The organism is Halomonas meridiana (genome assembly GCF_009846525.1).
In the GTDB taxonomy this organism is placed as follows: domain Bacteria; phylum Pseudomonadota; class Gammaproteobacteria; order Pseudomonadales; family Halomonadaceae; genus Vreelandella.
On sequence record NZ_CP024621.1, the window covers coordinates 2392879 to 2411269 of the forward strand.

The 18391-nt window shown below is 59.5% G+C and carries 15 protein-coding genes and 2 pseudogenes; 5 read left to right on the top strand and 12 right to left on the bottom strand.

The window, feature by feature from the left end:
* Positions 1-30 precede the first annotated feature (30 nt).
* Genes CTT34_RS11625 through CTT34_RS11640 form a run of 4 tightly spaced genes read right to left on the bottom strand, consistent with a single transcriptional unit; the run spans position 31 to position 3116 of the window.
* Positions 31-633: a Maf family protein gene (locus tag CTT34_RS11625; protein WP_159342581.1), complete on the bottom strand. Its 603-nt coding sequence runs from the start codon at positions 631-633 to the stop codon at positions 31-33.
* Positions 626-1114 carry a rod shape-determining protein MreD gene (gene mreD, locus CTT34_RS11630; protein WP_159342582.1) on the bottom strand — a complete coding sequence of 163 codons (489 nt, stop codon included), beginning with the start codon at positions 1112-1114 and terminating at the stop codon, positions 626-628. The genes CTT34_RS11625 and mreD overlap by 8 nt, the downstream gene beginning before the upstream one ends.
* Positions 1114-2055 (bottom strand): rod shape-determining protein MreC, encoded by a 942-nt coding sequence (gene mreC / locus CTT34_RS11635; RefSeq protein WP_159342583.1) that lies wholly within the window; start codon positions 2053-2055, stop codon positions 1114-1116. The genes mreD and mreC overlap by 1 nt, the downstream gene beginning before the upstream one ends.
* Before the next feature lie 23 nt (positions 2056-2078).
* Positions 2079-3116 (bottom strand): rod shape-determining protein, encoded by a 1038-nt coding sequence (locus CTT34_RS11640; RefSeq protein ID WP_018915723.1) that lies wholly within the window; start codon positions 3114-3116, stop codon positions 2079-2081.
* A gap of 229 nt (positions 3117-3345) precedes the next feature.
* On the opposite strand from CTT34_RS11640, the gene gatC reads away from it, so the two are divergent.
* The 3 genes from gatC to gatB are packed head-to-tail and all read left to right on the top strand — an operon-like array spanning position 3346 to position 6607.
* On the top strand, positions 3346-3633 hold the full coding sequence (gene gatC, locus CTT34_RS11645) for an Asp-tRNA(Asn)/Glu-tRNA(Gln) amidotransferase subunit GatC (RefSeq protein ID WP_054641298.1): 288 nt from the start codon (positions 3346-3348) through the stop codon (positions 3631-3633).
* A gap of 59 nt (positions 3634-3692) precedes the next feature.
* On the top strand, positions 3693-5153 hold the full coding sequence (gene gatA / locus CTT34_RS11650) for an Asp-tRNA(Asn)/Glu-tRNA(Gln) amidotransferase subunit GatA (RefSeq protein WP_159342584.1): 1461 nt from the start codon (positions 3693-3695) through the stop codon (positions 5151-5153).
* Positions 5153-6607 carry an Asp-tRNA(Asn)/Glu-tRNA(Gln) amidotransferase subunit GatB gene (gene gatB / locus CTT34_RS11655; protein ID WP_159342585.1) on the top strand — a complete coding sequence of 485 codons (1455 nt, stop codon included), beginning with the start codon at positions 5153-5155 and terminating at the stop codon, positions 6605-6607. Before gatA ends, gatB begins: the two co-directional genes overlap by 1 nt.
* A gap of 58 nt (positions 6608-6665) precedes the next feature.
* On the opposite strand, the gene sixA is transcribed toward gatB, so the two are convergent.
* The 4 genes from sixA to CTT34_RS11675 all read right to left on the bottom strand — a co-directional run bounded on the left by sixA (position 6666) and on the right by CTT34_RS11675 (position 10735).
* A complete protein-coding gene (sixA, locus tag CTT34_RS11660) occupies positions 6666-7172 on the bottom strand; it encodes a phosphohistidine phosphatase SixA (RefSeq protein WP_254436371.1) in 507 nt (168 codons plus the stop codon).
* Positions 7165-8256 carry an NAD(P)H-dependent glycerol-3-phosphate dehydrogenase gene (locus CTT34_RS11665; RefSeq protein WP_159342586.1) on the bottom strand — a complete coding sequence of 364 codons (1092 nt, stop codon included), beginning with the start codon at positions 8254-8256 and terminating at the stop codon, positions 7165-7167. The genes sixA and CTT34_RS11665 overlap by 8 nt, the downstream gene beginning before the upstream one ends.
* A gap of 128 nt (positions 8257-8384) precedes the next feature.
* Entirely contained in the window at positions 8385-10289 is a 1905-nt protein-coding gene (gene htpG, locus CTT34_RS11670) for a molecular chaperone HtpG (RefSeq protein ID WP_159342587.1), read from the bottom strand.
* A 98-nt stretch (positions 10290-10387) separates the two neighbouring features.
* Complete coding sequence (locus CTT34_RS11675; protein ID WP_159342588.1) at positions 10388-10735, bottom strand: YkvA family protein; 348 nt, start codon at positions 10733-10735, stop codon at positions 10388-10390.
* A gap of 116 nt (positions 10736-10851) precedes the next feature.
* Between CTT34_RS11675 and CTT34_RS11680 the strand changes: the two genes are divergently transcribed.
* Positions 10852-12801, top strand: a complete 1950-nt coding sequence (locus CTT34_RS11680; protein WP_159342589.1) for a transglycosylase SLT domain-containing protein — start codon at positions 10852-10854, stop codon at positions 12799-12801.
* Between the two features lie 41 nt (positions 12802-12842).
* Here CTT34_RS11680 and CTT34_RS11685 read toward each other — a convergent pair whose 3' ends face one another.
* Entirely contained in the window at positions 12843-13499 is a 657-nt protein-coding gene (locus CTT34_RS11685; protein WP_159342590.1) for a LysE family translocator, read from the bottom strand.
* 133 nt (positions 13500-13632) lie between these two features.
* On the opposite strand from CTT34_RS11685, the gene CTT34_RS11690 reads away from it, so the two are divergent.
* Positions 13633-13836 (top strand): cold-shock protein, encoded by a 204-nt coding sequence (locus CTT34_RS11690; protein WP_044630763.1) that lies wholly within the window; start codon positions 13633-13635, stop codon positions 13834-13836.
* 62 nt (positions 13837-13898) lie between these two features.
* On the opposite strand, the gene CTT34_RS11695 is transcribed toward CTT34_RS11690, so the two are convergent.
* The 3 genes and pseudogenes from CTT34_RS11695 to pepN all read right to left on the bottom strand — a co-directional run bounded on the left by CTT34_RS11695 (position 13899) and on the right by pepN (position 18363).
* The gene (locus tag CTT34_RS11695; RefSeq protein WP_174788527.1) at positions 13899-14705 is read right to left on the bottom strand and encodes a prolipoprotein diacylglyceryl transferase; all 807 of its coding nucleotides are present in this window, start codon (positions 14703-14705) and stop codon (positions 13899-13901) included.
* A gap of 30 nt (positions 14706-14735) precedes the next feature.
* A pseudogene (gene yegS, locus CTT34_RS11700) lies at positions 14736-15693 on the bottom strand (lipid kinase YegS).
* 40 nt (positions 15694-15733) lie between these two features.
* Positions 15734-18363 (bottom strand): annotated as a pseudogene (gene pepN, locus CTT34_RS11705) (aminopeptidase N).
* Positions 18364-18391: the final 28 nt, after the last annotated feature.

Sequence of the window (18391 nt, forward strand, 5' to 3'; positions counted from 1 at the left end):
TTGCCAGCGCAGCGGGCGATGAGTCGGTGGTTACGAGGGATAACGGCCCGCCCAAACAGGAACCCCTTGCTGGCGAAGCAAGCGCGTGGTTTCAAAGAGTGGCAGCCCCACGACGGCGGAATGACTGCCCTGTATGCGTTCGATAAAGATAGCCGCCAGCCCCTGAATGGCATACCCGCCGGCTTTGTCGGCCGGCTCCCCGGTCTGCCAGTAGCACGCGATCTCCTCTGCCGTTAACGCGCGCATGGTGACCTCGGTGGTCACATAGCAGGAGAGTATACCCCGAGGCCCGCTGACCGCTACTGCCGTCAGCACGTGATGGGTGCGACCTGACAGTTGGGACAGCATGTTGGCTGCGTGCTGCTGATCGACCGGCTTGCCTAAAATTGCCCCGTCGACGACGACGGCTGTATCCGACCCTAGCACGGGTAGTGTGGTTTTCCCCATTGCAGACTGGGCTTTGGCCACCGCCAACCGCTCTACGTAAGCTGCCGGCGTCTCCCCTTCCCAGGGCGTTTCGTCGATATTACTGGGCATGACGCTGACAGATACGCCAATCGATGCCAACAGCGATTGGCGCCGCGGAGAGGCAGAGGCCAAACAGAGGACGGGAGGCGAGGCTACGTCACGCATTGGCGATTCGCCGTTCGATGGCTTTGAACATCGTAGAGAGCCACGGCCAGAGCAGCGCACTCACCAATGACGGGATCAAGAACGAGAGATGAATCGAAAAGTCGCCGGTCAATGTACGCAGCCACTGCTCGATGAGCTGCACCAACCCTAACAGCACCAGCACCAACACCGACTGCTGAACGAGCGAGTACGCACGAAATCGGGGATAGACCAGTGCTGCCAAAAAGGCCAGCAACGACAAAATGAGCGCGTGTTGGCCAAGCGCGGTGCCTTCGATGAGATCCATCAACAGCCCCAACACGAAGCCATGAAAGACCCCGACTCTATCCGGGGCACGCATGCACCAGTAGATGAGCATCAGCCCAATCCACTCGGGACGGAACACCTGCCATCCATCGGCTAGCGGCATGACCTGCAAACACAAGGCCAACACCAAACTCATCCATACCACCACCAGCGGTACTATCGGCGCACGCGCCATCAGCGCTCCTCCTCTACCAGTAGGGTCGCTGGCTGGCCAAGTCGCTGAGCGGCATGGAGGGCGTCGGCTGAAATATCCATGGACTCATTCCAAATAGACGCATCCAGTTCTTCACGGGGGGGCGGAAAAAGCAGCAAAAAGTGGCGTGACCGCTGGAGCTGGGCCGAAGGTTCGGCCACCACGCGGGCAAACGGCTGACCGGGGTCGTGGTACACCTCGGTCACACGCGCCACCGGATAGCCCGGCGGAAAACGCCCCGCCAGGCCAGATGTCGTCAGCAGGTCGCCGACGCGGATATCGGCCGTATCCGGCACGTGAAGGACGTTCACACTGCCGTAGCGCCCGGTCCCTTGTACGATGAAACGCAGCCCATTGCGATTGACCTGAACCGGTAAGGCATGGCTGGCATCGGCAAGCAGCAGGATACGGCTGGAGTATGCCGACACGGCCGTCACTTGCCCCACGAGGCCCGACGCATCGATCACGGGCTGCCCCACATAGACACCGTTGCGGTGTCCACGATCGACCACCATTTGGTGGCTAAAGGGATCATTGTCCAGCGACAAGAGCTCCGCCGTGATATAGGGGATGTCGCGACGCTCGGCAGCGCCAAGTAACTGGCGCAGCTCCGTATTTTCGGCGGTCAAGTTCGCCAAGCGCTGACCACGATGAGAGAGCGTCAATAGTTGCTCGCGCAAGCGACGGTTTTCATCCACCAGCGCCTGCTGATCAGAGAGGGCTAGCGCCCCCCAGTTCAGCAGGTCGCTGGGCACGCTAACCACCCACTGAATGGGCGCAACGATCGTGGTCATTTGGGCGCGCACATCTTCCATACGTGTAAAGCGGTGGTCGACAAACATCAACGCGCTTGCCGCCAGCACACAGAAGAATAGCCGGTAACCGGGTAGCGGCCCGTGTGAAAACAGCGGTTTAATAGGCAATCCCCCGCGATAAACCGCTGCGATCAGTCGCTCGACAGCAACTCAAAGGTGTGCTGATCGATCATTTCCAGCGCCTTACCGCCCCCACGCGCAACACAGGTCAGCGGATCTTCTGCCACGATCACAGGCAGGCCGGTCTCTTCAGCGATCAGCTTGTCCAGGTCACGCAGCAGCGCGCCGCCGCCGGTCAGTACCAAGCCACGCTCGGCGATATCCGATGCCAATTCAGGCGGTGACTGTTCGAGAGCACTCTTCACGGCGGCCACGATGGAGCCAAGCGTCTCTTGCAGTGCTTCGAGAATTTCATGGGAGTTCAGCGTGAAGCTGCGCGGAATGCCTTCGGCGAGGTTACGGCCACGCACGTCAATCTCGCGCAGCTCGCCACCTGGGTAGGCGCAGCCAATCTCTTCTTTGATACGCTCGGCGGTGGCTTCACCAATCAGGCTGCCGTAGTGACGGCGCACGTACGCGGTGATCGCCTCATCAAAACGGTCACCGCCTACGCGGATCGATTCTGAGTACACGACGCCATTGAGCGAAATGATCGCGATTTCCGTGGTACCACCACCGATGTCTACGACCATCGAGCCCTGTGCCTCTTCCACCGGCAGCCCGGCACCGATCGCGGCCGCCATCGGCTCCTCGATCAGGAAGACTTCGCGGGCACCTGCCCCCTCTGCCGATTCACGGATAGCACGACGCTCGACCTGGGTCGACATGCACGGCACACACACCAAAACGCGAGGGCTGGGCGTGAGGAACGTGCTCTGGTGCACCTTACGGATGAAGTGCTGCAGCATCTGCTCGGTAACGGTGAAGTCGGCAATGACGCCGTCTTTCATCGGGCGAATAGCCGTAATGTTGCCAGGCGTGCGGCCAAGCATACGTTTCGCATCGGCACCGACCGACGCGACGCTACGCATGTTGCCAGACTGGCGGATGGCGACTACGGACGGTTCATCAAGCACGATGCCACGACCGCGTACATAAATCAGTGTGTTGGCCGTACCCAAGTCGATCGATAGATCGCTGGAAAACAGCCCCCTCAAACGTTTGAACATGGATGTTGTTACCTAGTGCAGACCGGGAACCCTGTGCGGATGCAAACGGTATCACCGCAACCCCTTGGCAGCAAGCACGAGTCGTGCCGAACACTGCCCGTCAGGGCCATTATGTGGTACCTTTTGCGGCTATTTTCCACGTCTGCTCCGTCAGACGAATTTAAGATGACCGTATGTATACCGCTTAAAGCGAAATATGTTCCATCACGATTGCGAGGAAACCTCGATCATGGCGCTTGAAGAATCTCATGTGCGCCGGGCCGCACACTTGGCCCGACTCGCCGTTAGCGATGACCAAGCCAGTGGCTTTGTCGACGATCTCAGCCGCATTCTGGACATGGTCGACCAGCTCCAGAGCCTGGACACCGAGGGCGTCGCGCCGCTGTCTCACCCCTTGGATGCGACGCAGCGCCTGCGCGCCGACGAAGTCACGGAAACCAACCAGCGCGACACGTTCCAGCGCTGCGCCCCGGCAGTGGAAAACGGCCTCTATTTGGTCCCGCGTGTGGTCGAGTAACCCACCCACGTCGCTCGTTTCCGCTTATTCTATTCGCCCCTGAACGGAGCTTCCGGGTCATGCATGACAAAACCGTAACGCAGCTTGCCGCCGCCCTCGCCAGCGGCGAACTCTCCAGCCGCGAGCTGACTTCGCACTTTTTACAGCGTATTGAGCGAGCCGACGGCCAGCTCAATAGCTTCATCACCGTCACTGCCGAGCAGGCACTCCGCCACGCCGACGCCGCCGACAAAGCGCGCGCTAGTGGCACAGCGGGCAAACTGACCGGCATCCCACTGGCACTCAAGGACATTTTCTGCACCCAAGGCGTGAAAACCAGCTGTGGCTCCAAGATGCTCGATAATTTCATCGCGCCTTACGATGCCACCGTGGTAGAGAAACTGAGCGCTGCGGGCATCATCAGCCTGGGCAAAACCAATATGGATGAGTTCGCCATGGGCTCTTCCAATGAAAACAGCCACTACGGTGCGGTCAAAAACCCCTGGGACCTGTCTGCAGTGCCTGGCGGCAGCTCCGGCGGCAGCGCAGCAGCCGTGGCCGCGGGCCTTGCACCGGCAGCCATGGGCACCGACACCGGTGGCTCCATCCGCCAACCGGCGGCGTTCTGCGGCATTACCGGCCTGAAGCCCACCTACGGGCGCGTGTCCCGTTACGGCATGATCGCCTATGCCTCCAGTCTCGACCAAGCAGGCCCCATGGCGCGCACCGCTGAAGACTGCGCGCACCTGATGAACGTGATTGCCGGTCACGATGTCCGTGACTCCACCAGCGTCGCCCGTGGCGTGCCGGACTACACCGAGTCTCTGAACGCGCCGCTGTCTGGCCTTAAAATCGGCCTGCCGACAGAGTACTTTGGCGACGGTTTGGACCCCGAGGTCGAGAAAGCCGTTCGTGACGCGGTGAAAGTGTATGAGTCGCTGGGTGCCACGGTGCGCGAAGTCAGCCTGCCGCATACGCACTACGCGATTCCGGCTTACTACGTCATCGCCCCTGCCGAAGCGTCCTCGAACCTGTCGCGCTTCGACGGCGTACGTTTTGGTCATCGTTGCGATGCGCCTGCGGACCTGGTCGATCTCTACACCCGTTCGCGGGCAGAAGGGTTTGGTGAAGAGGTGAAACGCCGCATTCTGATCGGCACCCACACGCTATCGGAAGGCTTCTTCGACGCCTACTACACCAAAGCGCAGAAGGTTCGCCGCTTGATTCGTCAAGATTTTCTCGATGCTTTCGAGGATGTCGATGTGCTGATGGGCCCGGCTTCCCCGACGCCTGCCTTCGACCTGGGTGCCAAGAAAGACCCGGTCTCCATGTATTTGCAAGACATCTACACCATCGCCGTCAACCTGGCAGGCATCCCTGGCATCAGCGTTCCCGCTGGCTTTGCCGGTGGCCGCCCGGTAGGCCTGCAGATTCTGGGCACCCACTTTGCCGAAGCGCAGCTGCTCAACGTGGCCCACCAGTTCCAACAAGCGACCGACTGGCACCTTCAACTGCCCGCCTTTGCCGAGGAGAACGCCTAATGCAATGGGAAACCGTGATCGGGCTGGAAGTCCACGTTCAGCTCGCAACGCGCTCTAAGATTTTTTCCGGCGCCTCCACCGCATTTGGCGCCGAGCCGAACACCCAGGCCTGCGCCGTCGACTTGGGCCTGCCGGGGGTTTTGCCGGTGCTCAATGAGCAGGCCGTGGCCATGGCCGTACAGTTTGGTCTCGCCGTGCACGCCGAGATCCCCGAGGTCTCGGTATTCGATCGCAAAAACTACTTCTACCCGGATTTACCCAAGGGCTATCAAACTAGCCAGATGTACCACCCCATCGTCGGCGCGGGTGAAGTAGAGATCACTCTGGATGACGACACCACCAAGCGGATTCGCATCCACCACGCCCACCTGGAAGAGGACGCCGGCAAGTCGCTGCACGAAGACTTCCACGGCATGACGGGCATCGACCTGAACCGGGCCGGCACGCCGCTGCTGGAGATCGTCTCCGAGCCGGACATGCGCAGCGCCAAAGAAGCCGCTGCCTACCTCAAAGCGATCCACTCCATCGTGACCTACCTGGGCATTTCCGACGGGAACATGGCCGAAGGCTCGATGCGCTGTGACGTCAACGTGTCGGTGCGCCCCAAAGGGCAAGAGGCGTTCGGGACTCGTGCAGAAATTAAAAACGTTAACTCGTTCCGTTTTGTGGAGCGCGCCATTGCGTTCGAAGTCGAACGTCAGATCGAGCTGATCGAAGATGGCGGCCACGTAGTGCAAGAGACTCGTCTGTTCGACCCCGAGCGCGACGAAACCCGCAGCATGCGCACCAAGGAAGAAGCCAACGACTACCGCTACTTCCCCTGCCCCGACCTGCTGCCGGTGGTGTTGGATCAAGCCTACCTGGATCACCTGCGTAGCCAACTGCCGGAACTGCCCGCCGATAAACGCGCCCGCTTCCAGAACGAACTGGGCCTATCGGCGTACGACGCCAACGTACTCTCGGCCAGCCGCGAAATGGCGGAATTTTTCGAAGAAGTACATCGCGTCTGCGGCGATGCCAAGCAGGCGGCCAACTGGGTTCAGGGCGAACTTTCCGGCGCGCTGAACCGGGAAAATCTGAGCATTCAAAACAGTCCGGTATCCGCCCAGCAGCTGGGTGAGCTGATTGGCCGTGTGCTGGACGACACCATCAACGGCAAAGCCGCCAAGCAGGTCTTCCAAGCGCTGTGGAACGGCCAGGGCGAGAGCGCAGATGCCGTCATCGAGGCCAAAGGCCTAAAACAGGTGACCGACACCGGCGCGATTGAAGCGATGATCGATCAGGTCATTGCCGAAAGCCCGGCACAGGTCGCGCAGTACCGTGACTCCGAGCCGGAGAAACGCGGCAAGATGATTGGCTACTTCGTGGGCCAAGTGATGAAAGCCTCACGCGGCACCGCCAACCCCCAGCAGGTCAACGGCTTGCTGAAAGAGAAATTGGATGCGCTGCTCTAAATGACACGGCCATCGTCCAACAGCGGCTGCTTCGGCAGCCGCTTTTTTTTGGCTCACACTAGGTGAGCTGACTGGGCTGCGTAAAACGCTTGAGCTGAGCGCAACCTGCCGCCCAAACGTCCGCCTCCAACTCGGCGATGGCTGCGGTGGGAAAACCGACGCCTTGGCTCGGCGCTCCTTCGACCAATAGGCCAGCCAAGTCGCCTACCAACGGCATGTGGCTGACCAGCATGATCGGCGTGTCGAAAGGATGGTTGAGCAGCCACTCGCTCACATCGCCGGGCGGGTCTTCCGGAGTAATGAAGGGCAGCGTATTGAGCGGCGCCCCCAGAGCATCGCTGATGCGCTGGGCGGTTTGTTGTGCTCGCACATAGGGGCTGGCGTAGAGTGTCGGCCGCGCCAGCTCGCCCTGCTCGATACGCGATGCCAGCCAGCGTGCCATCGTCTCCGCCTCGCGTTCGCCGCGCGGCGTGAGTGGACGGGCGTGATCAGGGAAGCCGGGGGCGGCTTCACCATGCCGCATGATCAGTACGCTATTGAAAGAATCCTGCATGCCGCTATTCATGGCGACCTCCGCTGTCTTGCTGATCCTGATGAGCCTGCTCACGATGCGCCTGCTGAACCGCTTCTCGGGGCAGGATAAACTCCACGTCGCTGCTCTGCTCTCCCAGCATGAGCGTACCCGCCATCTCCTGCGCAGGCACGCCATCGAAAAGCACGCGATTTAAACCTTCCGCCAACGGCATATAAACACCCAGTTCCCGGGCTTTGGCGCAGACCAGCTTGACGGTATTGACCCCCTCGGCCACCTGCCCTAACGCGGCTACCGCCTGCTCTAGCGCAAGCCCCGTGCCCAGCGCATGGCCGACGCGGTAGTTGCGCGATAGGTTAGACGAACAGGTCACGATCAGATCGCCAACGCCCGCCAACCCCAAAAAGGTCATGGGATTGGCCCCCTGGGCAACGGCGAAGCGGCTCATCTCGGCCAGGGCACGGGTCATCAGCATACTACGGGTGTTTTCTCCCATCCCCAACGCCGCCGCCATGCCTGCCGCAATGGCATAAATATTCTTTAGCGCACCGCCCAGCTCGACCCCATGGCGATCATTGCTGGCGTAGACCCGGAAGTAGCGGCAACCCAACGCTTGCTGCACCCGCGTGCGCGTCAGCGCATCGGCACTGGCAATCACCGTGGCGGTCAGCTGCTTGTCGGCGATCTCTGAGGCCAGATTAGGGCCAGCGATGACGCCGATGTGAGGAAAGCCGGTCTCTTGCTCCAACACCTGGCTCATCAGTAAAAAGCTATTCTGCTCGATCCCTTTGGTGGTACTGACCAGAATTTGCTCGGGCGTCAGCCAGGGTTTGGCCGCTTGCACCACGGCGCGAAACGCTTTCGACGGGATGGCAATCAGCACTAGTTCAGCGCCCGTCAGCACCGTTTTCAAATCGGTCGATGCCGTTACGGCTGGATTGATCGCATAGTCGGGCAGGTAGCGCCCGTTGCGATGCTCCTGATTGATCTGCGCGACCAGCGCGTCATCGCGCATCCATTGACGCACGTTAGCGCCGTTGTCGGCAGCGATACTGGCCAGCGCGGTGCCAAAACTCCCGCCCCCCAACACCGCGACATTACTTTGCTGCTCTGCCATAGCCATGTCCTGAAGTTCTTCTACGTAATGGTGGGCCTGCTCCCCACCCATTTTGATAAGCACGACCTTAACAAAACAAGCGGCCCGCTTGGTAAACCAAGCGGGCCGCCATTGACGAGCTTAAGGCATTAGGCCGTCAACACGCTATTGAGGCGCTTCACGTAGGCCGCCGGGTCGTCCAGATGGCCGCCCTCGGCGATGATCGCCTGATCCAGCAAAATATGGGCTAGCTGGCCGAACAGGTCGCCTTGCGCATTTTCCAAACGCGCCACCAGGGCATGGTTAGGGTTGAGCTCAAGAATGGGCTTCACGTCCGGCAATTTCTGACCGGCCGCTTCCATGATACGACGCATCTGATAGCCCATTTCGTGCTCGGGCAGCACCACGCAAGCAGGGGAATCGGTGAGACGATGAGTGATTTTCACCTCTTGAACACCGTCGCTTAGCGCTTCTTTGACGCGCTTCACGAGATCTTCCTTCGCCTTGGCCGTCTCTTCCTGCGCTTTTTTCTCGGCTTCGTCTTCGACATCTCCGAGATCCAGCTCACCTTTCGCCACATCGGCAAACGACTTACCGTCAAATTCCGTCAAATGGCTCATCAGCCACTCGTCGATGCGGTCAGAAAGCAGCAGCACCTCAATGCCTTTTTTGCGGAAGATCTCCAGATGCGGGCTGTTCTTCGCAGCGTTGAAGCTATCCGCCACCACGTAGTAGATCTTCTTCTGTCCCTCTTTCATACGCTCGACGTAATCGGCCAGCGAGTGCTCTTGCGTGGCGGTATCGGTATGGGTAGAGGCAAAACGCAGAAGGCCAGCGACTTTCTCGCGGTTAGCAAAGTCTTCACCCGGCCCCTCTTTCAGCACGCTGCCAAAGGTGTTCCAGAACGTTTGATACTGCTCGCTATCCTTGGACAGCTTCTTGAGCATGTCCAGCGCGCGCTTGGTGAGCGCCCCTTTGATCTTGTCGACCTTGGGATCTTGCTGCAGCAGCTCCCGGGAGACGTTCAACGACAAATCACGCGTATCCAGCACCCCTTTGATGAAGCGCAGGTAGAGCGGCAGGAACTGCTCGGCATCGTCCATGATGAAGACGCGCTGCACGTAGAGCTTGACGCCACGAGAGCCGTCACGGTCGAACATATCGAACGGCGCACGGCCCGGCACGTAAAGCAGGCTGGTGTACTCGAGCTTGCCCTCGACCTTATTGTGACTCCAGGTGAGCGGGTCGCTGAAGTCGTGGGCAACGTGCTTGTAGAACGCCTTGTATTCGTCGTCGGTGACCTCGCTCTTGGGGCGAGCCCACAGCGCGGTGGCCTCGTTGACGGTTTCCCACGTCGTCACTTCGCTACCTTCGATCTCGTTACCGTCGTCATCCTTGGCGGTTTCGACCTTGGGCATGCGCACCGGCACTTCGATGTGGTCAGAGTACTTGCGAACCAAGCTTTGCAGGCGGTAGTCGTCGGCGAACTCTTTTGCATCGTCTTTCAAATGCAGGGTGATTTCCGTGCCATGAACGTCACGCTCGATATCGGCAACGGTAAACTCGCCTTCGCCTTTGGAGCGCCACTCGACGCCTTCCGATGCGGCCGTGCCCGCTTTACGGGTACGTACGGCCACTTCGTCGGCCACGATGAAACCGGAATAGAAACCAACCCCGAACTGACCGATTAGCTTGGCGTCTTTTTGCTGCTCGCCAGAGAGCTGCTTCAGGAATTCTGCCGTGCCTGAACGCGCAATGGTGCCCAAGTTGGCAATGACGTCTTCGCGGTTCATGCCAATGCCATTATCACGCAGCGTAATGGTGTTGGCGTCGCGGTCGTGCTCGATCTCGATACGCAGCTCGCTGTCGCCCTCGTAGAGCGCGTCGTTGTCGAGCGCGGCGTAGCGTAGCTTGTCGCAGGCGTCTGCGGCGTTGGAAATCAACTCACGCAGGAAAATCTCCCGGTTGGAGTACAGGGAGTGGATCATCAGGTTTAGGAGCTGCTTAACTTCCGTTTGAAAGCCAAGAGTTTCTTCGTGGGTCGCCGTGGTCATGCGCTTAGCCCTCATTGATCACATGTTGCTTAACGCCCCTGCCTATCGGCAGGAGCAGAGAAGATGGTGAGATCAATATGGGGATAAGCGAAGGGATTTCAAGAAGGTGTATGCGAAGAAGCGCCGGCGGCTGCGGTTTCAGACTTCCAGGCGCGGTAGTCGGCCAAGTGCATATCGACGCGGTTCAGTAACCAGCCCACGATCAAGACATCGTCGACCACGCCCAGCAGCACCAAGAAGTCGGGAATCAAATCGAACGGCATGACCAAATACGCCAGCGCCAATGCCATGGTGCCAAACGCAGACCAAGGAATCGGCCTGAAGTCGCCCTTCAGCACATCGCGAGTCATCGGCAAAAAGAGTGTTAGCGCGCGGGCAATACGCTTCACCGCCCAAACACGCGTTTTTAGTCGACGAAACAGTCCCCAAGCGGATAATCGTGCCATCGTATCGAATCCTCCAAGTGTCACGATTGTCAGAACACCATCTGTCCGTATAGTTCACTTGTCCGTATAGTTCACAATTGCGCCTTTTACCCCAACAGCGAGCAAGAGGGAGTGCCATGCCGGCTACGCCATTTCGTTCTACCCTTCGCACTCTGTGCGCAGCGGTCATCATCGGCTTGCCCACCGGTGCCTGGGCGGCGTCCGATGAGGCCATGCGCGATGCGCTGAACGCCGCTCGCCAGCAGCAGTGGCAACACATCGATGAGCGCGCCATCGAAGGGCACGTTCTCAGCGGCTACGTGGCGTATCACCGGTTACGTAACCAGTTGCCCAACGTGGCCGCCAGCCAAGTACTGCAATTCATCGATCAGTATGCGGACTCCCCCCTATCGGAGTGGATGCGCGGCCAGGCAATTGCCAATTATGGTCATGCGGGACGCTACGGCGATCTACTCACCGTCGCCAATGGCGAGCCCGCCGGAACGGCGCGCCAGTGTTACTACTACACCGCGCTACTCGACCGCGAGCCAGAGCGCTCACGCCAGGCGGGCTTGGCCCTGTGGCGGGTGGGCAGTTCGCAACCGGACGCCTGTGATCCACTGTTCGACCGTTTACGGGCCGATGGCACGATCGATGCGACGGCCATCTGGGAGCGTAAGATGCTGGCCTGGCAAGCGGGCGAAACACGGCTGAGCAACTATTTGGGTGGACTGCTTAGCAACCAGTGGCAAACGGCCCTCGACACGGTGGAGACGGTGAGCAACACTCCCAGCGCCATCACGAGCGCCCCCACCTGCCTAGGCCCAGAGTGCAGAGCCACGGCGGCGTTTTACCAGGCCGCCATGCAGCGCCTGACCCGGGACGACACGCCTGCTGCTTTCGCCGCCTGGCAACAGCTCTCGCCTCGCTTGAACCTGACGCCGTCAGAACGCCAAGTCATCGATGAAGAGCTCGCGTTTTACGCCCTCGTGCGCGAGGTACCTGGCACGCTGGCGTGGGTGGATAGCGTCTTGCCCTCGCTCGACAGCGAGCGTGTGTTGGAGCTACGGGTGCGGCGCGCCCTGGCGGACCGTCAGTGGACCGACGTCATGCACTGGATTGCTGAAATGCCCGAGAGCCAGCAAACGAGCAGCCGCTGGCAGTATTGGCTGGGCCGTGCCAACGAGCAGCTCGGCAATCGCGACGCAGCCGCGGCGCGTTATCAGCAAGCGGCCACTGATCGCAGTTTCTATGGCTTCGCCGCCGCCGATAAAGTCGGTCAACCGTATCGGCTCAACCACGAGCGCCATCACTTCGATGACACTACCCGGGAGCAGACGGCACGGCTACCGGTCGTGCAGCGGACCGAGGCATTGCTGCGAATCGGTGAAGAGGGACTGGCCAATAGCGAGTGGCTCTATGCCGTTCAACAGGGCACGCCCCAGCAAGCCCGCGCCCTGGCCGACTACGCCGCCCATCAGCAGTGGTACGCCCGCTTGGTGCAAACCACCATTGCAGGCGAGATGTGGGACACACTGGAGTGGCGCTTCCCCCCCGCCTATCGGGAGAGCTTCATGCAGTGGGGCCAGCAGACCGGCGTGGACCCCTACCTACTCATGGCCATTACGCGTCGTGAAAGCGCTTATAACCCGGTGGCGCTATCGCCTGCCGGAGCACGTGGCTTGATGCAATTGATGCCTGGCACGGCCACACAGGTGAGCCGCCAATTAGGGCTGAACGACCCTGGCCCATACGGCGTGCTGGAACCAGAACTCAACATTCGCCTAGGAAGCACCTATTTGCGCGACAAGCTCAACCGATACCGAGGCAACCGTCTCGCCGCCACGGCCGCTTATAACGCAGGCCCTGGCCGAGTCGACCAGTGGCTGGGCACCCACAGCATGGAGTCGTTCGACCTTTTCGTGGAGAGCATTCCGTTTCGCGAAACACGCGATTACGTCCAGGCGGTGCTGAGCTATCGCGTCATTTTTGAGAGCTTAGCCAATGGCGGCAGCAGCGAAGGAGTGTCGCTACTCAACGAAAGCGAGCAGGCCGTGCGCTACGACCGGGCCCTCGTACAGCGCTAACCCTTACCTACCCGTTTTGCCACCGCCCCCACAACGCCCGGTTATACCGGGCGTTGTTCTAGGGCGAGTCGCACGCCAAAAACCACCAACACCGCGCCGGTGGCCGCATTCAAGGTTTGCGCAAAGCGTGCGCTGGCCAGCCATTTACTCGCCCCACCGACCATGAGCACGACGCTGATTTGCCAAATATTGGCAATCACGAAGTGCACGCCTGCCAACCAAAGCGACTTGATCAGCGCAGGGTCACTAGGCGCGATGAACTGTGGCAAAAAAGCCATGTAGAACACCACGGTTTTGGGGTTCAGCACATTCGACAGTAGCCCCTCTTTGATCGGTTGCCAGAGCGGTACCGACACCGCCTCATTCATTACGCCCTTCACCGGTAGCGGCGTTCCTCGGCGGGCTGCCAATAGGCTCGTGACCCCCAGCCAAATCAAATACGCCGCCCCTGCCAACTTCAGCATGTTGAACGCCCAGGCCGACTGCAACAAAATGAAGGAAATACCCAATGCCGAGACGGTGGCATGAACGAACAAACCACAGCAAATGGCCACGCTCGTCGCAATACCGTCGCGAATGCCGCCCCGTGCGGTATTACGAATCACTAAAAGCGTATCGACGCCGGGACTTATCGAGAGCAGCGTGATCGCCACCACGAAGGAAATGAACTGCGCGTCGATCAGGTTGAGTTCCATCATGAACTTGGCTCGCTGAGTGATAAAGAATCTTAACCACGTCACTGGACGTGCTGATTATTTGCTTCTAAAGTGGATTTGGCAGGTCGGCACTGAGCCGCCTGCTCAATCATTAAGCACGTTAAGGATATGAACGATGGCAACTGGCACTGTCAAGTGGTTCAACGACACCAAAGGTTACGGCTTCATCTCTCCCGATGACGGCGGTGACGATCTCTTTGCCCACTTCTCCGAAATTCAAGCTGAAGGTTTTAAGACCCTGCAAGATGGTCAGAAAGTCAGCTTCGAGGTGACTCAGGGTAAAAAAGGCCTTCAGGCTTCCAACATTCGCGTTGCGTAACTCGCACCGAATGGATAAAGGCCCGCCGATGCGGGCCTTTTTTATTGTTGAGATGTTAGTTCTTAGGACGATGTATCTCTCGTGCCGTCCGTAGGACTTTCGGCCTCTTGTTCGTCGCTATCGCCCTCGTCAGAACGCTCTTCCAGGCGCTGATCGTCGCCGAGATCGCGATGTTGTCGCTCGTCCGTTTCCAGCGTCGCGCCATTCAGGGGTTCCTCGTTCTCCAGTGCCTGGAACTGCTCCTCTAAACGCTGCTGGGCTTCTTCGAACTGACGCTCGGTATCTTCGATGAGCGCATCCACATCCCGAGCTTCCAATTCACCTTCTAGTGGGGAGCTCTCGGGCAGGTTACTATCGCGCTCCCAGCTTGGCTCGATTGGATCGCTCTCCATGGGGGTCAGCTCAGGAGACTGCTGTTCGATTTCTTGGAACTGCTGCTCCAACTGGCGCTGCGCCTCTTCGAAACGACGCTCGGTTTCAGCGATCACGTCGTCTACGTCTGAACGGGTCGTTTCACCGGGCATCGCGCTGGCTTCGTCCAGAGCTTCATCAGGATCGGCGGCGAGGGTCTCTTCGTCTGCCTGTAAAGCCTCCGATGTCGATGCATTGGCGTCGGACGGCGCGTCGTCTCCGTCATCGGCTTGTTCTGGTGCGTCAGACGCTGGTTGCGCTTCGCTTTCGTCGTCCGCCTGCGTGGGGGAAGGCGTTACGCTATCGCCACTCTCATCAGGCTCGCTGGCCGATGGCTCGCTGGTCTGCTCGGCAGCGTTCTCCTCAGGCAGGACGTTAGCCTCCTCTTGGCTATCGCCACAGGCGCTCAATAAAAGCGCCAAACTGGCCAATAGCGGCATCCATACACGGTACGTCATCGAGTGATGCTCCTTAACGAGTCAAATTCATTAGTGGCGGTCGTGGGCGGAGAGCAGCGTGCAGTCTTCTGGCAGCAGCACTTTCAACGCCAGGGGAACGACTTCCGCGCTAAATCGCTCGTAGCGCTTGGCTTCACCATCCAGCGTCAGCGGCCAGGGTTCATCATCGGGCTGAGTCGTGACGGTCAGTTGGCTAGCGGTAAAGTAGCGCACATAGCGCCCTTCTGCCGGAAACTGCTGAAGCTCGCCGAGCAGCGCTGGTAGCTCCGTCACCGAGTGAAAATCCTTCACCAGCAGCACGTCCAACCGGCCATCATCGAGCTTGGCACGGGGGCCAGGACCTGCCCCCCCCAGACTGCCGCCCGTTGCCCAGCGCCAGCAGCAGCAGCGACGCTGCCTGCTCATGGTCGCTCCAGTGCAGCGTGCCGCGATAACTGCGATGTCGCCACGCCTTGAGCGCGCCCATCAACGAGTAGGCTCCGCCTCCCAACATGCGTTTCAACGTCTTGGGCGTGGACGACGTGATTTCCGCGCCGAAACCGCCGGTGGTCATGTTGACGTAATAGCACACCGACTGTTCACCACCAGCCTCTGCCGTCATGCGGATGACATCGATTGGCGCCGGTGATAACTCCAGGGCAGCCGTTAGCGCTTGATCCGGCTCCAAAGGCAGGCCCACCGATGTGGCAAAGTCATTAGCGCTGCCCAGCGGCACGACACCCAGGGCAGGACGATGGTCGTGGGGCAGGCGCATGAGGCCGTTGACCACTTCGTTGACTGTACCATCGCCACCGCAGGCGATGACGCGCGTTGCCCCCAAATCCGGGGCTTGCGCCGCAAACTCGGCGGCATCACCGCCCTCCCACGTCGCCCGCACGATAATGGGCGTCCCTGCCTTGCGCTGCGCCTCGACGGCGTCGCGTAGCGCCGGATTTCCGGCAGACTTACCGTTGATAATCAGTAAATAACACTGCTGTGAATCTGTCACCGGCGACGTCCCTCTCCATGGTTAATTCACTGGCTACACCTTATGCCAGCGCTTTTTCGACGACCTCGAACACATTGGACGATAGCGGCTCTCGTTTGATCCGTTCGAGTTCGGCCCGCATGAGCTGCTGGCGTGTTTCATCGAACCGTTGCCAACGGGTCAAGGGGTAATCAACCGCGCCGCAATTTCAGGGTTGAGTCGGTTGAGTTCGATCACCGCATTCGCCAGTAGCGCATACCCTTTGCCATCCAGACGGTGGAAGTTGACCCGGTTTTGCGCAAAGGCGCCAATCAAAGCACGCACCTTGTTGGGGTTCTTCATAGAGAACGCGGGGTGTTGCATCAAGTACTCCACGCGCTCCAATACGTCGGGCTGCGGGCGCGATACCTGAATCGTGAACCACTGATCCATCACCAGCGGATCGTGGGCCCAGGTTTCCCCGAAGGCTTTCAAAGCAGGCGTCGACACGTCGTCACGATCACTGTGAACGAGCAGCGTCAGCGCGTGGCGCACATCGGTCATGTTGTGGTCAGCGGCAAACTGCGCTTCACACAGCGCTACGCTCTCTTCGTCTTCGATGGACATCAGATACGAGAGCGCCACGTTTTTGAGACTGCGCTGCGCAATTTGTTCAGGCGTCGGGGCGTAGGGGGCTTGACTACCGTTCGCTTTATAGACGGCAAGAAACTCATCGCGCAGCGCCAGCGCCAGGGATTGGCGCACGAACTCGCGGGCAGCGTGAATGGCATCTACGTCTACGATTGGCTGCTGTTCGGCGATATAGGCTTCCGAAGGCAGTGTCAGCATTTCGGCCAGTACCGCTTTATCGTCCATGGAAGAGGTCAAAAGCGTACGGAACGCGTCGACTACCCGGCCATCCATCACTTTTTCGACGCCGTTACGATGGGCCGCAATCAGATCATCCAATGCCAGCATCGCTAATCGCTGACCCGCATCCCAACGGTTAAAACCATCGCTATCGTGGGTCAACAGAAATGCCAAGTCTTCACGGGAGTACGGGTAGTGCAGCTTCACCGGTGCGGAAAAATCGCGCAGTAGCGACGGCACGGGCGCCTCGGCCACTTCCGTGAAGATGAAGGTCTGCTCATCGTCGGTCAGGTGAATGACCGCGTCTTTCCCGATCTTATTGCCGTCGAGCGTGAGCGTTAAGTCCTGACCGGATTTGGTGCCCACCAAGCCCATGCGTACCGGAATGTGCAGCGGCTGTTTGTCCGGCTGTCCGGGCGTGGCTGGCGTGCGCTGACGTAGCGTCAAATGGTACTCGGCATTGGCATAGTCGTACTCACCGTGGGCATCGATTTCCGGCGTGCCTGCCTGGGAGTACCAGCGCATGAACTGGCTTAAATCGATGTCCGATACCTCGGCCATGCAGCCCACGAAGTCTTCGATCGTCACGGCCTGCCCGTCAAAGCGCTCGAAATAGAGATCCGAGCCACGGCGGAAGGCCTCCCACCCCAGCAGGTTGCGGAGCATGCGCACCACTTCTGCCCCTTTTTCATAGATGGTCAGGGTGTAGAAGTTGGTGATTTCGATGTAGTGATCCGGACGAATCGGATGTGCCGTAGGCCCTGCGTCTTCGGCAAACTGGGCGGTGCGGAAAAACGACACGTCTTGGATACGTTTGACGGGCGCTGAATTGGTATCTGCAGAGAAACACTGATCGCGGAACACCGTGAAGCCCTCTTTTAGCGAGAGCTGGAACCAGTCGCGGCAGGTAACGCGATTCCCCGACCAGTTGTGGAAATACTCGTGGGCAACGATCCCCTCGACGTTTTGAAACGCCGCATCGGTGGCAGTCTTGGGATGCGTTAGCACAGCGGCAGAGTTGAAGATATTTAACCCTTTGTTCTCCATCGCGCCCATGTTGAAATCATTTACCGCCACGATCATGAACAGGTCCAGATCGTACTCACGGCCATACGTCTCTTCATCCCAGCGCATGGCTCGCTTGAGTGAGGCCATGGCATGGTCGGTTTTGTCGAGATTCTCTTCTTCTACCCAGAGCTGCAGCGTGACGTCGCGGCCACTCATGGTCGTGAAGTGGTCTTCGACTTTCTTCAAATCGCCTGCCACCAGCGCAAACAGGTAGCAGGGTTTGGGATGCGGATCTTCCCAGGTCACGAAGTGCCGACCGCCCTCTAGCTGGCCCTGCGCGATGGGGTTGCCGTTGGCAAGCAGTACCGGCTCTTTGTGTGCATCACCGATGACCGTGACCTTGAACGTGGCCATGACATCGGGGCGATCCGGGTAATAGGTGATGCGGCGAAAACCCTCCGCTTCACACTGGGTGCAGTACATGCCGTTCGACTGGTAAAGCCCTTCCAGGGCCGTATTGCTGCTGGGCGATATCGCAACGTCGCTTTCTAGCGTAAAGGTCGCCGGTACGTGGGCAATCGTTAGCGTTTCATCGGTGAGCTGGTAATCGGTGTCGCTCAATGCCTGCCCATCGATGGCAAGCGCGCACAGCGATAGGTGCTCGCCATTGAGCACCAGCGGTGCAGAGGCGTCGGCGCTTGGGTGGCGCTGCATGGTCAGGCGTGCTTTCACACGGGTCTCGGTGGGGTCAAGATCAAACGTCAGCTCGGTATGGGTCACGTGGTAGGCGGGCGGCTGATAGTCGCTTAAATAAACCGGCTGCGGATCAGACATAGTGCGAAACTCCTGTAAGCTTTTCAGT